The sequence below is a fragment of the Microcystis flos-aquae FACHB-1344 genome (assembly GCF_014698375.1).
In the GTDB taxonomy this organism is placed as follows: Bacteria; Cyanobacteriota; Cyanobacteriia; order Cyanobacteriales; family Microcystaceae; genus Microcystis; species Microcystis aeruginosa.
Genome location: NZ_JACJSW010000213.1, coordinates 1 through 19,524 on the forward strand (window position 1 = coordinate 1; position 19,524 = coordinate 19,524).

Annotated in this window: 15 protein-coding genes and 2 pseudogenes; 7 read left to right on the forward strand and 10 right to left on the reverse strand. The window is 43.4% G+C overall.

What is annotated here, in order from left to right:
* The 3 genes and pseudogenes from H6G48_RS26585 to H6G48_RS26970 form a co-directional block, all read right to left on the reverse strand.
* Positions 1-170, reverse strand: a pseudogene (locus H6G48_RS26585) (IS607 family transposase); the annotation flags it as partial.
* Positions 171-267: 97 nt separating this feature from the next.
* Complete coding sequence (locus H6G48_RS22125) at positions 268-1,776, reverse strand: serine/threonine protein kinase (RefSeq protein ID WP_190723203.1); 1,509 nt, start codon at positions 1,774-1,776, stop codon at positions 268-270.
* Positions 1,777-1,839: 63 nt separating this feature from the next.
* Positions 1,840-1,968 carry a hypothetical protein gene (locus H6G48_RS26970; RefSeq protein WP_277925693.1) on the reverse strand — a complete coding sequence of 43 codons (129 nt, stop codon included), beginning with the start codon at positions 1,966-1,968 and terminating at the stop codon, positions 1,840-1,842.
* Positions 1,969-2,326: 358 nt separating this feature from the next.
* Here H6G48_RS26970 and cruF point away from each other — a divergent pair, with 358 nt between their 5' ends.
* Positions 2,327-3,241 carry a gamma-carotene 1'-hydroxylase CruF gene (gene cruF, locus H6G48_RS22130; RefSeq protein ID WP_190723204.1) on the forward strand — a complete coding sequence of 305 codons (915 nt, stop codon included), beginning with the start codon at positions 2,327-2,329 and terminating at the stop codon, positions 3,239-3,241.
* A gap of 1 nt (position 3,242) precedes the next feature.
* Positions 3,243-4,433 (forward strand): 2'-O-glycosyltransferase CruG, encoded by a 1,191-nt coding sequence (gene cruG, locus H6G48_RS22135; protein ID WP_190723205.1) that lies wholly within the window; start codon positions 3,243-3,245, stop codon positions 4,431-4,433.
* Between the two features lie 293 nt (positions 4,434-4,726).
* Here cruG and H6G48_RS22140 read toward each other — a convergent pair whose 3' ends face one another.
* Together H6G48_RS22140 and H6G48_RS22145 are read right to left on the reverse strand one after the other, a co-directional pair.
* The gene (locus H6G48_RS22140; protein ID WP_190723206.1) at positions 4,727-5,731 is read right to left on the reverse strand and encodes a glycoside hydrolase family 10-like protein; all 1,005 of its coding nucleotides are present in this window, start codon (positions 5,729-5,731) and stop codon (positions 4,727-4,729) included.
* 397 nt (positions 5,732-6,128) lie between these two features.
* Positions 6,129-6,563 carry a peroxiredoxin gene (locus H6G48_RS22145; protein ID WP_002761836.1) on the reverse strand — a complete coding sequence of 145 codons (435 nt, stop codon included), beginning with the start codon at positions 6,561-6,563 and terminating at the stop codon, positions 6,129-6,131.
* Positions 6,564-6,759: 196 nt separating this feature from the next.
* On the opposite strand from H6G48_RS22145, the gene H6G48_RS22150 reads away from it, so the two are divergent.
* Positions 6,760-8,556, forward strand: a complete 1,797-nt coding sequence (locus H6G48_RS22150) for an N-acetylmuramoyl-L-alanine amidase family protein (RefSeq protein ID WP_190723207.1) — start codon at positions 6,760-6,762, stop codon at positions 8,554-8,556.
* A 453-nt stretch (positions 8,557-9,009) separates the two neighbouring features.
* Positions 9,010-11,106, forward strand: a complete 2,097-nt coding sequence (gene pta, locus H6G48_RS22155; protein WP_190723208.1) for a phosphate acetyltransferase — start codon at positions 9,010-9,012, stop codon at positions 11,104-11,106.
* Between the two features lie 527 nt (positions 11,107-11,633).
* On the opposite strand, the pseudogene H6G48_RS27575 reads toward pta, so the two are convergent.
* From H6G48_RS27575 to acnB, 4 genes and pseudogenes are all read right to left on the reverse strand, one after another.
* Positions 11,634-11,888: pseudogene (locus H6G48_RS27575) on the reverse strand (IS200/IS605 family accessory protein TnpB-related protein); the annotation flags it as partial.
* Positions 11,889-11,951: 63 nt separating this feature from the next.
* On the reverse strand, positions 11,952-12,260 hold the full coding sequence (locus H6G48_RS22165; RefSeq protein ID WP_242034737.1) for a hypothetical protein: 309 nt from the start codon (positions 12,258-12,260) through the stop codon (positions 11,952-11,954).
* A gap of 6 nt (positions 12,261-12,266) precedes the next feature.
* Entirely contained in the window at positions 12,267-12,587 is a 321-nt protein-coding gene (locus H6G48_RS22170; RefSeq protein WP_287738921.1) for a DUF2584 domain-containing protein, read from the reverse strand.
* Between the two features lie 14 nt (positions 12,588-12,601).
* Positions 12,602-15,211, reverse strand: coding sequence for a bifunctional aconitate hydratase 2/2-methylisocitrate dehydratase (gene acnB, locus H6G48_RS22175; protein WP_190723209.1), 2,610 nt, complete (start codon positions 15,209-15,211; stop codon positions 12,602-12,604).
* Between the two features lie 159 nt (positions 15,212-15,370).
* Between acnB and deoC the strand changes: the two genes are divergently transcribed.
* The 3 genes from deoC to hisG all read left to right on the forward strand — a co-directional run bounded on the left by deoC (position 15,371) and on the right by hisG (position 17,692).
* On the forward strand, positions 15,371-16,048 hold the full coding sequence (gene deoC, locus H6G48_RS22180; RefSeq protein ID WP_190723210.1) for a deoxyribose-phosphate aldolase: 678 nt from the start codon (positions 15,371-15,373) through the stop codon (positions 16,046-16,048).
* 172 nt (positions 16,049-16,220) lie between these two features.
* A complete protein-coding gene (locus H6G48_RS22185; protein ID WP_190723211.1) occupies positions 16,221-16,973 on the forward strand; it encodes an HAD family hydrolase in 753 nt (250 codons plus the stop codon).
* A 68-nt stretch (positions 16,974-17,041) separates the two neighbouring features.
* Positions 17,042-17,692 (forward strand): ATP phosphoribosyltransferase, encoded by a 651-nt coding sequence (gene hisG / locus H6G48_RS22190; RefSeq protein WP_190723212.1) that lies wholly within the window; start codon positions 17,042-17,044, stop codon positions 17,690-17,692.
* Positions 17,693-17,727: 35 nt separating this feature from the next.
* Here the strand turns inward: hisG and chrA are convergent, their stop codons facing one another.
* Positions 17,728-18,885, reverse strand: a complete 1,158-nt coding sequence (gene chrA, locus H6G48_RS22195) for a chromate efflux transporter (RefSeq protein ID WP_190723213.1) — start codon at positions 18,883-18,885, stop codon at positions 17,728-17,730.
* Between the last annotated feature and the right edge of the window lie 639 nt (positions 18,886-19,524).

Consider the following 19,524-nt stretch of genomic DNA (forward strand, 5'->3'; position numbering starts at 1 on the left):
GAAACTCTTGCATAAATAGCAACTTTATTTTCACGCACTGAACGGTCATCTTCAAAAATAATAATTGTTCCTGTGGGAAGACGTTCTCCTTGTAACTGCCCTCGATTCCACATTCTCCAAGCAGTGTCATAACTGATCCCTTTTTTCTTAGCATAATCTGATAGTTTCATGTGAACTGCAATGTAAACTTGTACTAACCATATTAGCAGTTGTTTGCAGTCATTTGCATATATTTTTTACAAAACTTTACAATACCCCCCTGATTTTTTAGGGCTGCCCGGCCAGTTCCGACTCTAATTTGGCCAGAATCTGGGGTTTAAGTTGCTCGAGTTTCCGTTTTAACATCCGCTTGCTAATTTGCGGGCTGCCCACTGAGGCTAATTGACTATCTCTCACCCATTGCTGCAAAATTTGGCATTGATTGGCGGGAATATTAGCGGTGATCACATTTTCACAGATCGGGCTGCCTTCGAGGGGGAAAAATAAAATCCAGTATTGACCGGCTTCGGCGAGGGTTTTGGTCATTTTTTGACCTTGGGGGGTTTTTAAGTCCAAATAACAGGGCAACCAGCGGGGTCCCCATTGACGATGATAGAGGACAGTAATCCAGAGAATCATCGGGTGGGGTGCGGGTAAAAAGAGGAATTGATTATAACGGACACTAGCAACCCGGACGGCGATATCTTCTCGATCCAACATTACCCATAAACCTGGAAGAACGCCGTCAGCAGCCCGGAGGCAGCATGAGAAGACAATTTTTTGGCGCGGTTTATCCTCGGGCCAACTGGACTTGAGACAGATATCCCTCGCATTAGCAGCAGAAACAATGGTTTGATTTAAATCATCAAGGGTTTTGATTTTGCTGGTGTAATCGTCGGTTTTTTTGACTATTTCATTTTTGACTGGGGGTTCAAGTCGTTCGAGACGTTGTAGTATATCTGTAACACTTGACGGGCGATCGCTGGGTGCTTTGGCCAAGCAGCGCAGGATTAACTGTTCTAATTCTGGCGGTAATTGCAAGCTAGAATTAAAGGAACGGGGTTCGGCGTAGTGGTGAGCCTCATACCAACTGCCAAAGGAGGGATTATCGGGAAAAACGGGCGTTTCTCCCGTGAGCATCTCGTACATCATAATCCCAAAACTGTAGATATCGGAACGATGATCGAGTTCTTTACCTTCCATCTGTTCTGGGGAACAATAGGCTAAGGTTCCCATAAACGATTGGGTTTGGGATTCTCCCGATTGGATGAGTTTAGCGATGCCAAAATCAAGAATTTTCACCAATTCCCCTAATCCTGAGTCCTGAATCACCATAATATTGCTTGGTTTGATGTCCCGGTGAATAATCGGACACATCTCCCCTTGGAAGATAATACCCTTATGGGCGCATTCCAGGCCGAAACAAATCTGACGGGTGAGATTGAGAAAGCGCGGGAGGGGCAGCGGCTGATGTTTGATGATTCCACTCATGCTCTCCCCCTGCAAAAATTCCATGACGTAGAAGGGGACTTCCTTGTCATCTACACCATAATCACGAACTTTAACAATATGAAGACTTTTTTCGCCTAAAAGTGCCGAAATAGTCGCCTCTCGCTCGAAGCGCTCACGCATTCTTTGGCTGAGGAGAGTTTGCGAGAGTAATTTCACGGCGACGGTTACGCCACCTAATAGTTTATCTTCTGCTCGATATACTTGTCCCATGGCGCCGCTACCGATCAACTCGACCAGTTGGTATCGATTGGCAAGTAAGCTCCGATGTCTAGATTCTGCCGACATAGCTAGGCTACTGTGTTAATTATAGTGAGTCTGGTGGAGAGAGTTTTGGTTCTTCGTTACTTGCTATGGTTCGAGCAGGGGGCATAAATCGACTAAATCCTTATCTGGCAAGAGACTTAATTGATTAGCTCGTTCTAGATCGAAAACAATTGGCAAAAATCGCAGCCATGTCTTTCTATATAAGGGTTTCATCCCTTATAACCCCCGTCCATCACATAACACAAACCGAAGAACCTTTTTTTCGGGCTAAAAGCATCATTTTTAACATATATTTTCAGGCATTTTTAGTCATTGCCCCTTGCATAATTAATTTTTGGGGGTTGAAAAAATGAAAAAACTAAGTATAAAGTACCACAAAATCTCTAAATAGACAATTTGATTGATTATTATGACCACTGACTCCTGCCTACTGACTCCTAAACCACCACTACAGGAAACTCCCTAACCCCCGTAAAACTTTTTTGCCGAAAGTGACCGATCTGGGTAATAATTCTTTAATAAAGATTTGTAAACTTGAAAATGATTATCCTTTCGCAGTGCTAGAGATTTAATGAGACGACTAATTGCGATCGAAAAAGCTCTGCTCATCGGTCATATCGTATCGATGGCTTTTGGACTAGCGGGATTGTTGCTAGTCTTGCCCCATCCCGAATTTGTGGCCAATTTACCGGATTTTGGCAAAACCGCCTTTGCTTGGTCAATGGCCGGGGGGGGTGTGGTGTATATGGTGTTAGGAATGGCAGCGGTGGCTGTTTATGCCTATCGGACTCTAGGAGTGTGGCACTGGTTAGGATTCATGGTTCCCGCTATCAGTTTATCCCTTTGTAGCGAACTTTTGGGAACCAGTACCGGCTTTCCTTTCGGTCATTATCGTTATCTTTCGGGCCTAGGTTACAAAATTGCGGGTTTAGTACCCTTTACTATCCCCCTATCTTGGTTTTATCTCGGTTTTAGTGCCTATATCATCGCTCGTGTTGGTTTATCCACTCTTGCTATACCCCAATGGCTACAAAATCTAGGAGCGATCGCTATCGGGGCGGTATTATTAACTTCATGGGATTTTGTCCTAGATCCGGCCATGAGTCAAACTACCATGCCCTTCTGGATTTGGGAACAACCGGGGGCCTTCTTTGGGATGCCCTATGAAAATTTTGCCGGTTGGTTCGGTACAGGCTGTGTTTTTATGACGGTAGCCACTTTAATCTGGCAAGTGCAACCAGTGAAACTGCCAAGTCAAGATGTAACCCTACCTTTTGTGATGTATTTAGGTAATTTTGGCTTTGCTACGGTCATGAGTATGGGTGCTGGTATTTATCCGCCGATTTTCTTAGGATTACTCACCGGTATTCTGCCTTTAATACTCCTCTATAATCGCGCCAAGGCTGTTGCTTCCGGGCAAACAGTGGCAACCAGCGAAGTAACAACCCTAAAAATCCCCGTTGTGTCGGTGAGAGGAGCCAAATAAGTTGTTAACTGAGATAATTCTCGGTGCATTCTGCCTGGGGCTACTGCTGTCTCAGGCTGTTGCCTTTTTTATCCTTCTTTCCCGTCTGCTAAAAGGGGCGCGTCGTCGTCCTCCCCTGACTCCCCAACCCCCCACCCCGGAGATGTTAGGGACAGTAAGCGTGATTGTGCCGACGTTAAACGAAGTGGCCAGGATTGACGGTTGTTTACGGGGATTGAGTCAACAGAGTTACGAAGTGCGAGAAATTCTGATTGTCGATAGCAATTCCCAAGATGGTACGCGGGAAAAAGTCAAAGAGATAGCGGCAAAAGACCCCCGCTTTCGCTTGAAAACCGATTATCCTTTGCCTCCCGATTGGGTAGGTCGTCCCTGGGCGTTACACAATGGTTTTTTGTTTAGTTCCCCTAAAAGTGACTGGATTTTGGGCATTGATGCCGATACGCAACCCCAAGCAAATTTAGTCGCTAGTTTAGTTAAAGCTGCGATCGCAGAAGGTTACGATTTAGTTTCCCTGTCGCCGCAATTTATCCTCTCCTATCCGGGAGAATGGTGGTTACAGCCAGCTTTATTGATGACTTTGCTCTATCGCTTTGATGCGGCCGGAGTGCGCGAGCAAGATACCGAAAGAGTGATGGCCAATGGTCAATGTTTTCTCTGTCGGCGGTCAGTTTTAGCGGCTTTAGACGGTTATAGCGGGGCAAAAGGTTCTTTTTGCGATGATGTCACCCTGGCCCGTCTAGCGGCAACGAAAGGCTATCGGGTGGGATTTCTCGATGGGGCGAAGTTAATTCGCGTGCGGATGTACGAAGGACTCAAGGAAACTTGGCGCGAATGGGGCAGATCCCTTGACCTCAAAGATGCCTCCTATCAGGGGCAATTATGGGGCGATTTAGCTTTATTAGCTCTTACTCAGGGATTACCGATAATTATCACCCCTTTACTGCTCACAGCTTTGATTTTTGGCTACAATTTCCTGAGTTTAAAAATTGTCTTGACTTTAAACCTGCTGCTGTTATTGATTCGCTTTGCCCTTTTATTGGCCGTCTCTCCTAGCTACTATCGGGGCGAAAAAGTCAATCTATCTTCAGGATTATTTTGGCTATCTCCCCTAGCGGATCCGCTGGCAGTTATCCGCATTTTTATCTCTGCTTTTACCCGTCCCCAAAGTTGGCGCGGTCGATTGTATCAGTGAATTGGAAAATAAACATTGGGTGTATGAGGCTCCCCTAACGGTAGATTGATTCATGAATCAATCTACTATGAGAGCAAAAACCTGTACTCCCCTACTCCCTAGCTTACCTCATAAGCCATTAAGAGTAGCAAAAAAAAGAATTAGATTCGGAGAATGAATCAGCCCCAGTATTAAGGGTAGGGTTGATTCATGAATCAACCCTAGAAAGCAGGGGGAGATCGAAGGCAAAATCTATCTTCTATGTAATTAGAACCACTTACTTAGAACACCCTTAATTATACTAGCCTTTTCACTTAAAACCGAGGAATATGATTAAAAAGATGACGCATGACCACAAACTCCCAACAAAATAACGAATAGCCATAACCCTGACGCTCCACCGTCCTCATCTGAGCTTGTAAACCCTTTAAGGAAAAATCAGGATTCCAACCCGCATATAAACCCACCCCCACCGGCACATACCTGGAAGCTGTCGCCAGTCCCGATCCCGAAAGACTTGCCGCCACCTGATTGGGAGTTTTCCGATAGATCTGTAGGACCACCTCATCCACAATCCCTTGACGCACCCAAGCCAACCAATTTTGATTATATTTATTCACCGCAAAAGAGTGAGGATTAGGCGAAAGACTCACCACCAACTTGGGATTAATCGCCTTGACATGATCGTGCAACTTGCGGGTTAAATTCGTTAAAGCTTGACTTTTATTACCAAAAACACGCGGAACTGCCCAATGATCATCTAACTGAATCCCCGCCAAATCTTTTTCTTTTAAAATATCTTCCATATTGCCCAAAAGATAGGCTTGCACCTGCGGATTCGCCGGATCTAACCAGACATTGGTTTCCACCACCGTCTTCCCTGCGGGCGTTTTTAATAGCCAATCCGGATGCTTTTTGGCAATGGGATCATTAGGGGATAACATCAAACCATACTCAAACCAAGCAAATGGTTTCAAACCCTGCCGTAAAGACTCCTTAACCGCTGCCCTCCAGGGATTGCTCAACGGCGGCACAAACAACCAATTCGTCGGACGTTGGGAAGTCGGATAAAGCGTTCCCCTCAACCCATAAACACTAAAATACACCCGGTCATAACCCGATCGCGAAAGATGATTTAACACCTCATCTAAGGACGTAGTGTGATGTAACAATATCGTGCCAATATTGGTTAACCAAACCCCCTTCATCTGCTCATTTTCCACTGCCTTTCGGGGAGCCGCTCGGTGAGTAACCAACAACAAAAAAGCCACTCCAGCAACAATCCCAAACCTCTTTAGGTACTTGCTAAACTTAACCATGATTGCCGATTAATCCCACCAAGATATTTGATAATAGCATTATTGTAGTCCGATTTTTGATATTCAGTTCCTCATCAGCAGGCCTTAAATAGGGCTTGCGGCAAAAATTAGGGGCGAAGCATTCGGATAGGAAATCTACGGTTTCAGCGATAGGTTATCGCCCGAATGCTTCGCCCCTACAGGACTCAAAACCTTGCACCTGTTTCGCAAGAAAAGCCCAAAACCCTTGCCTCGCCTACATTTCACATTTATTCAGCAAGCCCTATTTCGTTAGTTTAAGTTTATCAGGGTGATCAGACTAAATCTGGTTATTAAAAACTGATTATCAGTGAACTAAAAAATAGATACCTGGTGTATTAGGCTGCCCTAACACACCCAGAAAAGATTTTAGGGAAAATTAACCGACGACACAGAGAATATCCGATGCGTGACTAGCGGTATTCACTTTGTCATCCACATGGCTAATTTTGCCTTCTGCATCGATGATATAGGTGACGCGCTTAGAATAGCCACCCCCATCGACGTCATAAGCTTTGGTGATAGCACCATCGGTATCTACGAGCAATTGGAAGGGTAAACCGTATTTTTCTTTAAATTGTGCATGGGAACCCTGGTCATCCCTGCTCACCCCGAAGACTACTATTTCCTTGTCTTGGTATTGTTCGTAGTTATCCCGGAAGCTTTGCGCTTGCTTGGTGCAGCCGGGGGTATCATCTTTGGGATAGAAGTATAAAACTACGACTTTACCTTGAAAATCCGACAGGGAAACGGTTTTTCCAGTATCGTCGGTGGTGGTAAAGTTCGGTGCGATTGTTCCAACGGTTAAAGCCATAACTCCGATTCCTTTACAAAAGTTAATCTATATTGATCATAAGGGATGAGGGTCAAAAACAGGGAGAGGGGAGAAGAAGTCAGAGCATTTGTACTGAATTTCCTGATCAGTTTAAATGCAGTACAACTGAGAAGACGAACAACAAACCTTTAGAATTTGTCTTAGGATAATATTTGTCAGCTAAGAGGGGGATAATATGGGGACATTCTGGTTAAAAGTGAGAACTTTTGGGCAAAATATCTTAATTGGTTGGGGTTTAGTGCTATTAATCGGTTTTTATCACAGTATCAGCGCTAAATCTACCTCATTGATGATTGTTTATCCTCCCGATAATCATCAAACCACGGCCGCTAGAATCTTTTTTATTGGCTCTGCTCCTCCATCGGGTCAAGTTTTGCTCAATAATCAACCGATTCAACGCAGTGCTAAAGGATATTTTGCCCCTAGTTTTCCCCTAGAAGTTGGCGAAAATAATTTCACTATTCGCTATCAAAACCAAACTATTAATCGTCAAATAATTCGTCTAGATACTCAAGCAGTTATTCCCCAAGGATTAGCTTTTGCTGATAACTCTCTCAGTCCTGCTGTCCATAGGACGAGGTTAGTGGGGGAATGGATTTGTTTTAGTGCGATTGCCACTCCCCAAGCTCAGGTTTCTGTGCAGTTAGGAGATAAAATTCTGCCTCTTTTACCCCAACCTCAAACCACAAAACTGCCTAGTAATGCCGCAGTTTTAACTAATCTTAATCAAGCGAATTCCGAGGATAAAACTGGTTACTATCGAGGTTGTCAGCAGTTTAAGCAAGAGGCTAACTTAGGAAAACCTATTTTTACAGCACAATTAAATAATCGCTCGATTAGCCAACAAGGTCAAGGAGAAATTAACATTATTAGCGATCAAAATTTACCGGTGATTGAAATTATAGTTGCGGAAGGGGTAGCGCGCACGGGGCCGGGTAGTGATTATTCCCGTTTAACTCCTTTACCCCAAGGTACGAAAGCGAGAGTCACTGGGAAAGAAGGGGATTGGTTACGGTTAGATTATGGTGGTTGGATTTTAGAGCGAGAAACCCGTTTAATAGTTAATGAAGTCCTAGATAATGCTAATATTCGCGGTCTCTCTTCTCGAAGTATCAATCAAGCAACGGAAATTATTTTTCCCCTCTCCCATCCTGTACCCATCGCCGTGGCACAAGAGGATGATAAATTTATTTTGACCCTTTATAATACCATTGCCCAAACCGATACAATTTTTCTAGTGGATAATCCTTTAATCAGACGTTTAGATTGGCGACAAATTAACCCGACTACGATAGAATACACTTTTAACCTTAACCAAAAACAACAGTGGGGTTATAGTCTTCGTTACCCGGGGACAAATTTAATCTTAACCCTGCGTCATCCCCCGGAAAAAAGTGATAATTTACAGGGCAAAGTTATTTTATTAGATCCCGGACACGGAGGTAAAGAAACCGGTGCTGTCGGTCCGACGGGTTACACAGAAAAAGAGATTAATTTGCTTATGTCTAAATTAATTAAACGGGAGTTAGAAAAATTGGGGGCAACAGTTTATTTAACCAGAGAAACGGACATTGATTTATCCCTACCGGCACGGGTAGAGATGATTAATAATCTGCAACCAACCCTAGCAATATCAGTTCACTATAATGCTTTACCTGATGATGGAGATGCCTTAAATACTCAAGGAATTGGCATATTTTGGTATCATCCCCAAGCAGCGGATCTATCGGTTTTTCTCCACGATTATTTAACTAAAAATCTTAACCGTCCTTCCTATGGAGTATTTTGGAATAATTTAGCTTTAACTCGTCCCTATAGTAGTCCTTCATTGTTATTAGAGTTAGGATTTATGAGTAATCCTCAAGAATTTGAATGGATTACCGATACTCAGGCACAAAAACAATTAGCGCAAGTTTTAGCCGCCGGAATTAGCCAATGGTTTCAACAATCTGGGGTAATCGCTTCCAGTTAAGATTTAATGGCAAGCGGAGGGAGATAAGCTTAAATCTTTGTGAAAAACCAAGCCCTAGCTGAAAAGCCGGTGATAGGATTTTCTGGAGTCTTTATTGTAATCTGAGGAAATTAAATCAAGTTCATGGAAAAAATGTTACCAGTGAACAGCAATCGGACAAAATAACTGCTAGATTACAAGGTATAGTCCATCACTCTCTGGTAGATATTCAAACAGCGATCGCTCTGTGAGAAAAATCTCTGGATTAGCCAACAACTAAAGATAGTTTACCTGAAAATTTCCCAACAATTCACGCCCTTATAGACAACTTGCTCGCAGCCCCCCTTATTAAGGGGGGATTAAGGGGGGATCAAAACCACCTTATTAAGGGGGGATTAAGGGGGGATCAATTGCCCACCTCAAGGTTGGGGTGAGTGAATTAAATTCCACCCTCGTTATTATTCTTCTCTACCCATGACTAACTCTTTATATATCAGCACGACGGCAACGGGAAGCGGTAAAGCGTTAGTAGCTTTAGGAATTATTGACTTAATTCTCCGCAAAACTAATAAAGTTGCTTTTTTCCAGCCAATTGTTCTCGACTGTTCCCAAGGTCATCGGGACGAAGACATTGACTTAATCCTCAATTATTTTAAATTAGAACAAACCTACGAAGAGGCCTTTGGTTTATGTTATGACGAAGTTAAGGATTTATTGGTACAACAAAAATTTGATGAAATCATCGAAAGAATTATCAAAAAGTTTAAAAACTTAGAAAAAAAATATGATTTTATCCTCTGTGAAGGTTCCGATTATCTGCAAGAAAATTCCGCCTTTGAATTTGAACTAAATACAGAAATCGCCAAAAATCTCGGCCATCCCATCTTAATATTAGGTAATGCCTACCAGCGCAGTATCGAAGATGCCCTTAGTCCGATCCTGATTTCCTGCGACACCTACCAAGATAAAGGTTGTACGGTGATTGGGATTATTATCAATCAAGCTGAAGAGGAAAAAATAGGGGAATTACGGAAAACCCTGACTAAAATTTTTCCCCCCCAAGAATATGCTCTAGGAGTGATTCCCCACAATGCCAAACTGAGCAGCCCGCGAGTGGCAGAAATCGCCCAACAATTACAGGCAAAAGTTCTCTACGGACAGCAGAGATTAGACAGTTTAGCTAGTAACTTTCTGGTGGTGGCCATGCAGATGCAAAATGCCCTAGAGCGGTTAAAAGAAGATAGTTTAATTATCACCCCTTGGGATCGCGGCGATGTGATTATCGGGATGTTACAGGCCCACCAATCGGCCAATTATCCCCAATTAGCCGGTATAGTCTTAACAGCAGGTCATAACCTCAATCCTTCGATCGCCCGTTTAATTGAAGGTTTGCCCGATCCCTTACCGATTCTCTCCGTCACCACCGATACCTACACCACGGCCGAACGCATCCACCAAGTGCGGACCACCCTGACCTCGACCGACTACGATAAAATTAACCTCAGTCTGCAGCTTTTTCACAGTAACATCAATCTCGATCGCCTAGAAGCGCAAATTCACACTTTGCGGACCCAGGGGATTACCCCGAAGATGTTCACCTATAATCTCGTACAACAGGCCAAAGCGCAAAAACGGCACATCGTTTTGGCCGAGGGTACTGAACCGCGCATCCTCCAGGCAGCCACAGTTTTAATCGAACAGGATATCGTCGATTTAACCCTCTTGGGACAACCGGACGAGATCGAAATAGTGATTAAAAAACATGGTATCACTCTCGATCTCGATCGCCTGCAAATTATTAACCCCGTGGCTAGTCCCCATTTTGAAAGCTATGTGCAGACCCTCTACGAAGCGAGAAAAGCCAAGGGAATGAACCTCGATATGGCCCGGGATTATGCTCAGGATGTCTCCTATTTTGGCACTTTAATGGTGTATCAAGGCGATGCTGATGGTATGGTATCGGGGGCAGTGCATACAACTCAACACACGATTCGGCCTGCACTCCAGATTATCAAAACTAAGCCCGATTGTGCGATCGTCTCCTCGGTCTTTTTTATGTGTCTAGAGGATCGAGTCTTGGTCTATGGGGATTGTGCGGTGAATCCCGACCCCAGTGCCGAGGAATTAGCCGAAATCGCCCTATCTTCTGCCGAAACCGCCCAAAAATTCGGAATTGAACCGCGAATCGCCCTGCTTTCCTATTCTTCGGGTCAATCGGGCCAGGGAGAAGACGTGGAAAAAGTACGACGAGCGACCAAAATCGCTAGGGAAAAACGCCCCGATTTGAAGCTAGAAGGGCCGATTCAGTACGATGCGGCCGTGGATAAGGAAGTAGCTGCCCAAAAAATGCCGGGGTCAGAGGTGGCGGGCCAAGCGACGGTGTTTATTTTTCCTGACCTGAATACAGGTAATAATACTTATAAAGCCGTGCAGCGGGAAACGAAAGCTTTAGCGATTGGTCCAATCCTACAGGGATTAAAAAAACCCGTCAATGATCTCAGTCGCGGTTGTACCGTTCCCGATATTATCAATACGGTGGTAATCACGGCAATTCAATCCCAATCTTTTTGAGTTATAGTCATTTCATAGTTACTAATTCTGTACGCAAACGTCGCACTTTGAATCAGCTTTGTACGCTTTGACCCGTACAGGGCTAACTACAAGCCTCTCTATCGGATTCTTGCTAAATGCAACCTCTCCGACTACCTTTCTCCCTATATTTAACGAACCATTAATATCTGCTCCATAGAGATAACCTGACGAACTTCTAAACAATCCTCTTTTAACTCTCTTGCCCAAATATTTTTGGTTCTTCGTTACTTGGTATGGTTCGATAGGGGGGCATAAATCGACTAAATCCTTATCTGGCAAAAGACTCAATTGATTAGCTCGTTCTAGATAGAAAAAAATTGGCAAAAATCGAAGCAATGTCTTTCTATGTAAGGGTTTTATCCTTTATAACCCCCCTCCATTGCATAAGTAGTCGTGCAAAATTAATTTCCTAGTGAAGATAGGCAAGAGGCAAGGGGCAAGAGGCAAGAGGTGGTTAGATATGTGTAATTAATTTTGCTTAGGTACTTAACACAAACCGAAGAACCATATTTTTCTTGTTTGCCAATTGGTTCCAAATCTAAGAAACTACATTTAGACGTATAGCTTTCATTAGTCGTAATGACTTTTATTCCGACTAAAATTGCCTTGTAAGTTAGTTGTTCAATAAATCTTGAGTGAGGAATATTCACAAATGACTGATTATTTCTATCCCCAATATTAAGGTTTTGTTTCCAGCCTTGATTTTGACCAATAACTAAAAGGTTAATTTGATGAGCTAGTAATTTATCAATAATATATTTAGGGCTTGCTGAATAAATGTGAAATGTAGGCAAGGTAAGGGTTTTGTGGCTTTGTGGCGCGAATTAGCGAATTGTTTCTAAAAGTTCAACAGTATCTTGTCCAGTCTGTGTTTGAGAGAGTAAAACAGGAATTCCTAAGATAATAATAGATATAATCGTAACTATTTGAGGGCTTTTTAATAATTTCCATTCCCTAGATATAGGACTATTCTCTCCTGTAAAAAATGAACTTGCATCCCCTAAACCTGTCACAATCGCTACTATTAAGTATAACAAAAATATGAGCTTTTCCCAAGGCTTGAATTTTCTGAGAAAATAATCAAATTCATACTTAATAATTCTTGCAATAATTATTCGTTGTTGATCCTTCATCTAATTTCAAGTTTCTTTGACAATAAAAGGGACTGGATAAATCCTATCAATTCTAAATAAAACTGTTGTTTGACGATTTTCCCAAACTAATTTTTCAATGATAACATCTGCGTAGGCAACCCAATGTTCATTTACTAAAGGAATGGGAACATCAACAGGAATAATTCTATAATCTTCTTTGCTCCCTTGATACTGTTTAGATAATTCCAAACTTTCTGGATAACCTTGAGATGGTTTTAACTTTAAAATACTATTCACTTCACAGGGCATCCCCATAAATTTTACTTCTTTATTTTCTGAGCAGAGGGTGAGCTTTTCATAGCTCACCCTCAACCTTCATACTAACTCAAAACACCAGAAGGAATCCCTAAGATATCCTCAATTTTAGGTAAATCTTCTAGGGGAATTACCCGGCCTTCATCCTCAAAACCAGCGATTTCATTAAAGTTCAAATAGCGGTATAAATCGCCAGCAAAAGGATTAATTTTCTCGGTGACAATTGCGAGGTATTCCTCGACGGTGGGAATGCGTCCTAGCAGCGCACAAACCGCTGCTAATTCGGCGGAACCGAGATAGACTCGCGCATCTTTTCCCATGCGATTATTGAAGTTACGAGTCGAGGTAGAAAATACCGTTGCTCTGTCTTCAACCCGCGCTTGATTACCCATACAAAGGGAACATCCCGGCATCTCGGTACGCGCCCCAGAAGCGGCAAAAATGCCGTACATTCCCTCCTCGCGCAATTGTTTTTCATCCATGCGGGTGGGGGGACAAATCCACAGTTTAGCCTTAGCAACTCCTGCTCCTTCTAATATCTTAGCGGCGGCGCGATAATGACCGATATTAGTCATACAAGAACCGATGAACACCTCATCGATTTTATCCCCAGCGCATTCCGACATTAACTTGATATTATCGGGGTCATTGGGTGCGGCGACAATTGGTTCTTTAATCTCGCTTAAGTTGACGGTGATAATATCCGCATATTCGGCATCCTTATCTGCCTCCATCAGAACGGGATTAGCTAACCATTGTTCCATTTTTGCTACCCGACGTAGGATAGTTTTGGCATCACTATAACCCCGGGCCGCCATATTTTTTAACAGAGCCACATTAGAACGTAAATATTCCGCCACTGTCTCGGTACTTAACTTAATCGTACAACCGGCACAGGAACGTTCCGCCGTGGCATCGGTTAACTCAAAAGCCTGTTCTAATTTCAAATCCGGCAGCCCTTCCATCTCCATAATGCGACCGTTAAAAACATTTTTTTTGTTCTGTTTTTCCACGGTTAATTTGCCTTCTTGGATGGCAACGTAGGGAATAGCATTAACAATATCGCGCAGAGTTACACCTGGTTGTAATTCCCCCGTAAAACGCACTAAAACCGATTCCGGCATATCCAAAGGCATTACTCCCAAAGCGGCCGCAAATGCCACTAAACCCGACCCCGCAGGAAAGGAAATTCCCAGGGGAAAACGAGTATGAGAATCGCCTCCAGTCCCCACCGTATCCGGCAATAACATCCGATTTAACCAGGAGTGAATAATGCCATCTCCCGGACGTAAAGCCACCCCACCCCGGGTAGAGAAAAAGTCGGGTAATTGGTGATGAGTTTGAATATCAACCGGTTTGGGATAGGCTGCCGTGTGACAGAAACTCTGCATGACTAAATCGGCGCTAAAACCTAAACAGGCTAACTCTTTTAACTCGTCTCTGGTCATCGGACCGGTGGTATCCTGAGACCCTACCGTAGTCATAATTGGGTCACAGGAAGTACCCGGCCGCACCCCGGGTAAACCGCAAGCTTTGCCGACCATTTTTTGCGCTAGGGTGTAACCTTTACCCGTGTCACTAGGCATAGTGGGACGGGTAAATAGGGTACTAGCCTCAAGTCCCAAGGCGTGACGGGTTTTATCGGTGAGACTGCGACCGATTAAGAGGGGAATACGACCGCCGGCGCGCACTTCATCCAGAATTGTCTCAGGTTTGAGGCTAAAAGTGCTAATAGTTGCGCCCGCTTCGTTGGTGATTTTGCCTTCGTAGGGATAGATTTTAATCACATCCCCCGTGTTCATTTGGCTAACATCGCATTCAAGCGGTAAAGCGCCGGAATCCTCGGCCGTATTAAAGAAGATAGGGGCGATTTTACTGCCTAAAATATAGCCACCAGCACGTTTATTAGGCACAAAGGGAATATCATCGCCAATATGCCAGAGAACCGAGTTAATTGCCGATTTTCGGCTGGAACCAGTCCCGACCACATCCCCCACATAGGCGACCGGATGGCCTAATTTTTTCAATTCGGCAATGGTTTCTAAGGACCCGGGTTGACGGGTTTCTAACATTACCAAGGCATGAAGGGGAATATCAGGCCGGGTGGTGGCATGGGGAGCGGGAGATAGGTCATCTGTATTGGTTTCTCCCGGGACTTTGAAAACGGTGACGGTAATTTCTTTAGCAAGTTTCGGTTTAGCGATAAACCAAGCGCCATTGGCCCAAGCATCGATAACCTGTTTAGCATAGGGATTGGTGTCGGATAATTCCAAAACCTCGTTAAATGCGTCGAATACCAGCAGGGTTTTACTTAAAGCACTGGCACTGGCAGCGGCGATATTAATATCTCTGGATTTCAGCAGTTCAATCAGAGAATGAACGTTATAACCACCTACCATGGTTCCCAGTAAGCTAACCGCACCCTGAGCGGAGATAACGCTAGATTTTATTTCACCTTTGGCAATTCCTGTTAAAAATCCCGCTTTAACGTAGGCCGCTTCATCAACTCCGGGGGGAACACGGTCACGCAGCAGGGTCAGCAATTCTCCCCTGAGTTCTTCGGACGGATTTTTGAGCATTTCGCATAATTCCGCCGTTTGTTGAGCATTGAGGGGAAGGGGAGGGATACCTAATTTCGCTCGGTCGGCAACGTGTCGGTGATAGGCTTCTAACATAGGTCTATTGTCTCCTAGTCTTCACTTGTGACGGTTTCTTCCTAGGTTACTGGATTTTTGCTAGTCTCTGAATTTCTAGGTTAACGAGAGATGACTTTGCTGTTTGACTTCCATAAAATGAGAAAATAGCGATCGATTGACTATATTGAGGCTTAGATAATGGCTATCACCGATTCTGATCTAGATTTAGCACAATATATCGACCATTCTCTCCTCATCCCCACCGCCACCCGTGAACAATTAGAGGCTTACTGTCAACAGGCTGATCAATATCGTTTTCCCACCGTCTGCGTTTATCCCGCTGCCGTTAAGCAAGCTGTGCAGTTACTCCACGGCAAAAAAACTTTAGTTTCTACCGTGATTGGTTTTCCCGCAGGGGCCACTACCTCCGCAGTTAAACGTTATGAGGCTTTAGAAGCCGTAGATAATGGTGCTAAGGAGTTAGAGGTGGTTATTAATCTCGGTTGGCTAAAAGATGGGAAATCTGAGCAATTATTCCAAGAAATTGCTAGTATTTGTCAGGAAACCGGCCAGACAGTGAAAGCGATTCTGGAAACCTCGCAACTGACGGACACCGAGAAACGTTTAGCGGCGGAAATTTGCATGGATGCAGGAGTCAGTTACCTAAAAACCAGTACCGGCTGGTTTGGAGGTGCAACGGTTAGCGATGTCAAGTTTCTCAAGGAAATTAGCAAAGGCCGGGTAGGAATTAAAGCATCCGGCGGAATTCGCACCCTAGAACAAGCGATCACTCTTATCCGGGCCGGGGCCACCCGTCTGGGAACTTCCCGCGGTGTCGATTTAGTCCGTCAGCAAAAAGCTGCCTTTGAGGAGTAATACTAAATCCTGTTTAAAAGGTATAGGAAAGTGGGGAAGTGGGGAAGTGGGGAGAATAAATAAAAAATAATCTCCTGTCTCCTGAATCCTGTCTCCTGAATCCTGTCTCCTGAATCCTGTCTCCTGACAGCTAAAATGATGGCTGACATTCAATAAAAATAAGGAGGTTTATTTGTCGATAATTCGCTGTGGTAATCGAGAATTTAGAGATATTCAAGGGATTGTTTTTGATAAGGACGGTACGCTAGAGGATTCGCAGGCTTTCTGGTACGATCGAGCTATAGCCCGGGTACAAGCCATTGAATCGCGAATTCCGGGTTTAGAGTCTTTATTAACTAAAACTTTCGGTATTGGGGCAAATAGTCTCAATCCTGCTGGTTTAATGGCAGTGGGCAGCCGCAGAGATAATCATATCGTCGCTGCCGGTTGTATTGCTTCCACCGGCCGGGATTGGTTAACGGCAATGGCGATCGCAAAAGCGGCCTTCCAAGCGGCCGATGAAAAGGTTCCCCCCCGCTTAAATCCCCTCTATCCCCAATGTTTAGAAGTAATTCGTTATCTGCACGCGGCCGGTTTACAATTGGCGATTCTTTCCTCCGATACCACAGCACGAGTTGAGCAATTTGTCAAGGAAAATCACCTATTAAATTATATTAAAATTGCCCAGGGCTGCGATCGAGGTTTAAGTAAACCCGATCCCTTATTATTGCAAGAAACCTGTCAAGCTTTGGGGACCGCAGTGGACAAAACCCTGATGGTGGGGGACACTAGGGCCGATTGGGAAATGGCTAAACAGGCAAAATCAGCAGCTGCGATCGCAATTAGTTGGCAACCAGAAAACCATCAAGATTTACAATTAGCTGATGTGGTCATTAGAGAACTTACTGCCATCTCGGTTATCAGAGCCGAATTTTCAGTTCACTGATTACTGATTACTGTTTACTGTTCACTGAAAAACCCCACTTCCCCACTTCCCAATTCATAATTCCCTCTATGCTAACAATTGCCTTACCGAAGGGTGCTTTACTAAACGAAAGTATCCAAATATTTCAGAAAATTGGCTTAGATTTTAGTGCCTTTCTTGACTCAAAAAATCGCCAATTACAGATTACCGACCCCACTAACCAAGCGAAAGCGTTATTAGTCAGAGCCACAGATGTACCAGTTTATGTAGAATACGGTCAGGCACAATTAGGCATCGCCGGTTATGATGTTTTATCAGAAAAATCTCCCGATGTGGCTAATTTAATTGACCTAAAATTTGGTTACTGTCGGATGTCGGTAGCTGTCCCTGCTGATAGTCCCTATCAAAGTCCCTTAGATATTCCCCATCACGGTAAAGTTGCCTCAAAATTTGTCAATTGTGCTAAGGATTATTTTCGTCGTTTAGATATTCCCGTCGAGATTATACCTCTCTATGGTTCCGTAGAATTAGGCCCGATTACGGGGATGTCAGAAGCGATAGTTGACCTAGTTTCCACCGGTCGAACTTTACGCGAAAATGGTTTAGTAGAAATTGACGAATTATTTGCTAGTAGCGCTCGATTAATCGCTCATCCCCTCAGCTATAGACTAGATCGCGATCAGATTTATAACTGGGTAGAAAAGCTCAGAGAAGCAACTACATTAATGGCAAAAGTTTAAGGAAAATATAGGTTAGTTTGGGGCAGTATTTCCCCCTAACCTAATTGTTTTAAGAGTAAACCAATGAGCGCACCAGCCAGAATTAACCAAGTAGAATTAACCTGAAAACGGAGTAAAAGAATAGCGGAAATAATAGATAGAATGATAGCCAATAAATTAAAAGGTAAATTCCCGTAGGGTTGTAACCAAGTAGCTAGAGCTAAATTAAAAATTACCGCTACCATTAAAGCCACGGCACTAGCATTAATTGCATCTAAAAAAGCACCCGCCCAAGCGGATTGTCTCAGCTTAGGAATAAGAGGATTAAGTAATAAAACAAAGATAAAAGAAGGAAAGAAAATCGCTAGAGTAGCCACAATTGCCCCCGATACTCCTAATATTTGATAACCGATAAAAGTGGCTGTGGATAACACCGGTCCGGGGGTAAATTGACCCACAGCAATAGCATCTAATAATTGTTGCTGGGTTAACCATCCTTTCCCCTGCACTAAATCCCCTTCTAAAAAGGCAACTAACACATAACCACTACCAAATAAAACACTACCCACCTTGAGGAAAAATAGCCCTAATCCTGTTAATGTCGGTGGGATGTTGCTAGGAGTAGCAACCGCCGTCGCACCGCCTATTCCTGCCACAATCAGGGGGAAAGTAGCGAATTTTTTTAGGATAAACATCCCGATAATTCCGCCTAACAGTAAAGCGATAATTTCATTTAAACCTAAGATTAATAATCCGATAACTCCCAATCCGATGAAGAGTAATTGACGGGTTTTTAGTGCCTTTTTACCTAAGCGCCAGAGTGCCTGAAAAATCACCGCAATTACTACCGGTTTAATCCCCGCAAAAATCGGGGCCACATCGGGTAAAGTCCCGTAGGTAGTATAAATCCAAGCTAGAAAACCCGTAATTAACACCGCAGGAGTGATAAAACAAACCCCCGTGATTATTAAACCCGCTAAACCACCAAAAATATAACCGATATGAATGGCCATTTCCGTGGAATTAGGACCTGGAATCAGATTAGTTGCCCCCACCAAATCGAGAAATCGCTCCTTAGTCATCCAACCGCGACGCTTAACCACTTCTTCCTCCATTAAAGCGATATGGGCAGCCGGACCACCAAAACCGATAATGCCGATTTTGAGAAATAAAAGGGCAAGTTGTGAGAGATTGGGAGGCGATGAAGTTAGCATTTTCTGATTACCAATAGTTTTTCTAGAATTAAGTTTATATCCAAAAGAATAGGCTTAAGCTAAATTCTTAGCTAGATCTGGTCAATCCTAAAATCCCATAATTGCAAAAGTGTTTTACACAAACTCAATCATAAGTATTTAATACTCCCGTTCAAGTAAATTTGATACAAAAAAAGTTAAGAAAACTTTATAAATAATATTGATTAATTTGTCTATAATAAAGCCCATTAATGCCAACTGAAACCATAATAAACCATCAATAATAGTCAATTATTAAAATTGATTATTATCTATACCAAAGAAACTCTATGGACAGCTTGCCGCCCAAGACTAACCAGTTTTCAGATACTCAAGCGCCGGCAGCGAGTCCACTTTTAGTTAAAGATATCTTCCCCGGTTTAGGTAGCTCCTACCCCGGCAGTCTGACGGCATTATATAGCGTTTCCTGTTCGCAAGAGGTACATTGTCGATGGTGAAAAGCTTAATCAGCAAAGGTTTGACTGTGCCACACAGGTGTGAGAAACGCTATATAGTTTTACCAATAAATGTTAGAACAAAGATGTAGATGTAGGTTGCTCTAATGGGAAGTTTTGTGACGACAAGTAGCATTGATGATATTTATCGGGAATAATAGATTTA

Coding starts and splice junctions, on each gene's coding strand:
- H6G48_RS22125 (WP_190723203.1), bottom strand. CDS start 1,776: ATGTCGGCAGAATCTAGACATCGGAGCTTACTTGCCAATCGATACCAA.
- H6G48_RS26970 (WP_277925693.1), bottom strand. CDS start 1,968: ATGAAACCCTTATATAGAAAGACATGGCTGCGATTTTTGCCAATTGTT.
- cruF (WP_190723204.1), top strand. CDS start 2,327: ATGAGACGACTAATTGCGATCGAAAAAGCTCTGCTCATCGGTCATATC.
- H6G48_RS22140 (WP_190723206.1), bottom strand. CDS start 5,731: ATGGTTAAGTTTAGCAAGTACCTAAAGAGGTTTGGGATTGTTGCTGGA.
- H6G48_RS22145 (WP_002761836.1), bottom strand. CDS start 6,563: ATGGCTTTAACCGTTGGAACAATCGCACCGAACTTTACCACCACCGAC.
- H6G48_RS22150 (WP_190723207.1), top strand. CDS start 6,760: ATGGGGACATTCTGGTTAAAAGTGAGAACTTTTGGGCAAAATATCTTA.
- pta (WP_190723208.1), top strand. CDS start 9,010: ATGACTAACTCTTTATATATCAGCACGACGGCAACGGGAAGCGGTAAA.
- H6G48_RS22165 (WP_242034737.1), bottom strand. CDS start 12,260: ATGAAGGATCAACAACGAATAATTATTGCAAGAATTATTAAGTATGAA.
- acnB (WP_190723209.1), bottom strand. CDS start 15,211: ATGTTAGAAGCCTATCACCGACACGTTGCCGACCGAGCGAAATTAGGT.
- deoC (WP_190723210.1), top strand. CDS start 15,371: ATGGCTATCACCGATTCTGATCTAGATTTAGCACAATATATCGACCAT.
- hisG (WP_190723212.1), top strand. CDS start 17,042: ATGCTAACAATTGCCTTACCGAAGGGTGCTTTACTAAACGAAAGTATC.
- chrA (WP_190723213.1), bottom strand. CDS start 18,885: ATGCTAACTTCATCGCCTCCCAATCTCTCACAACTTGCCCTTTTATTT.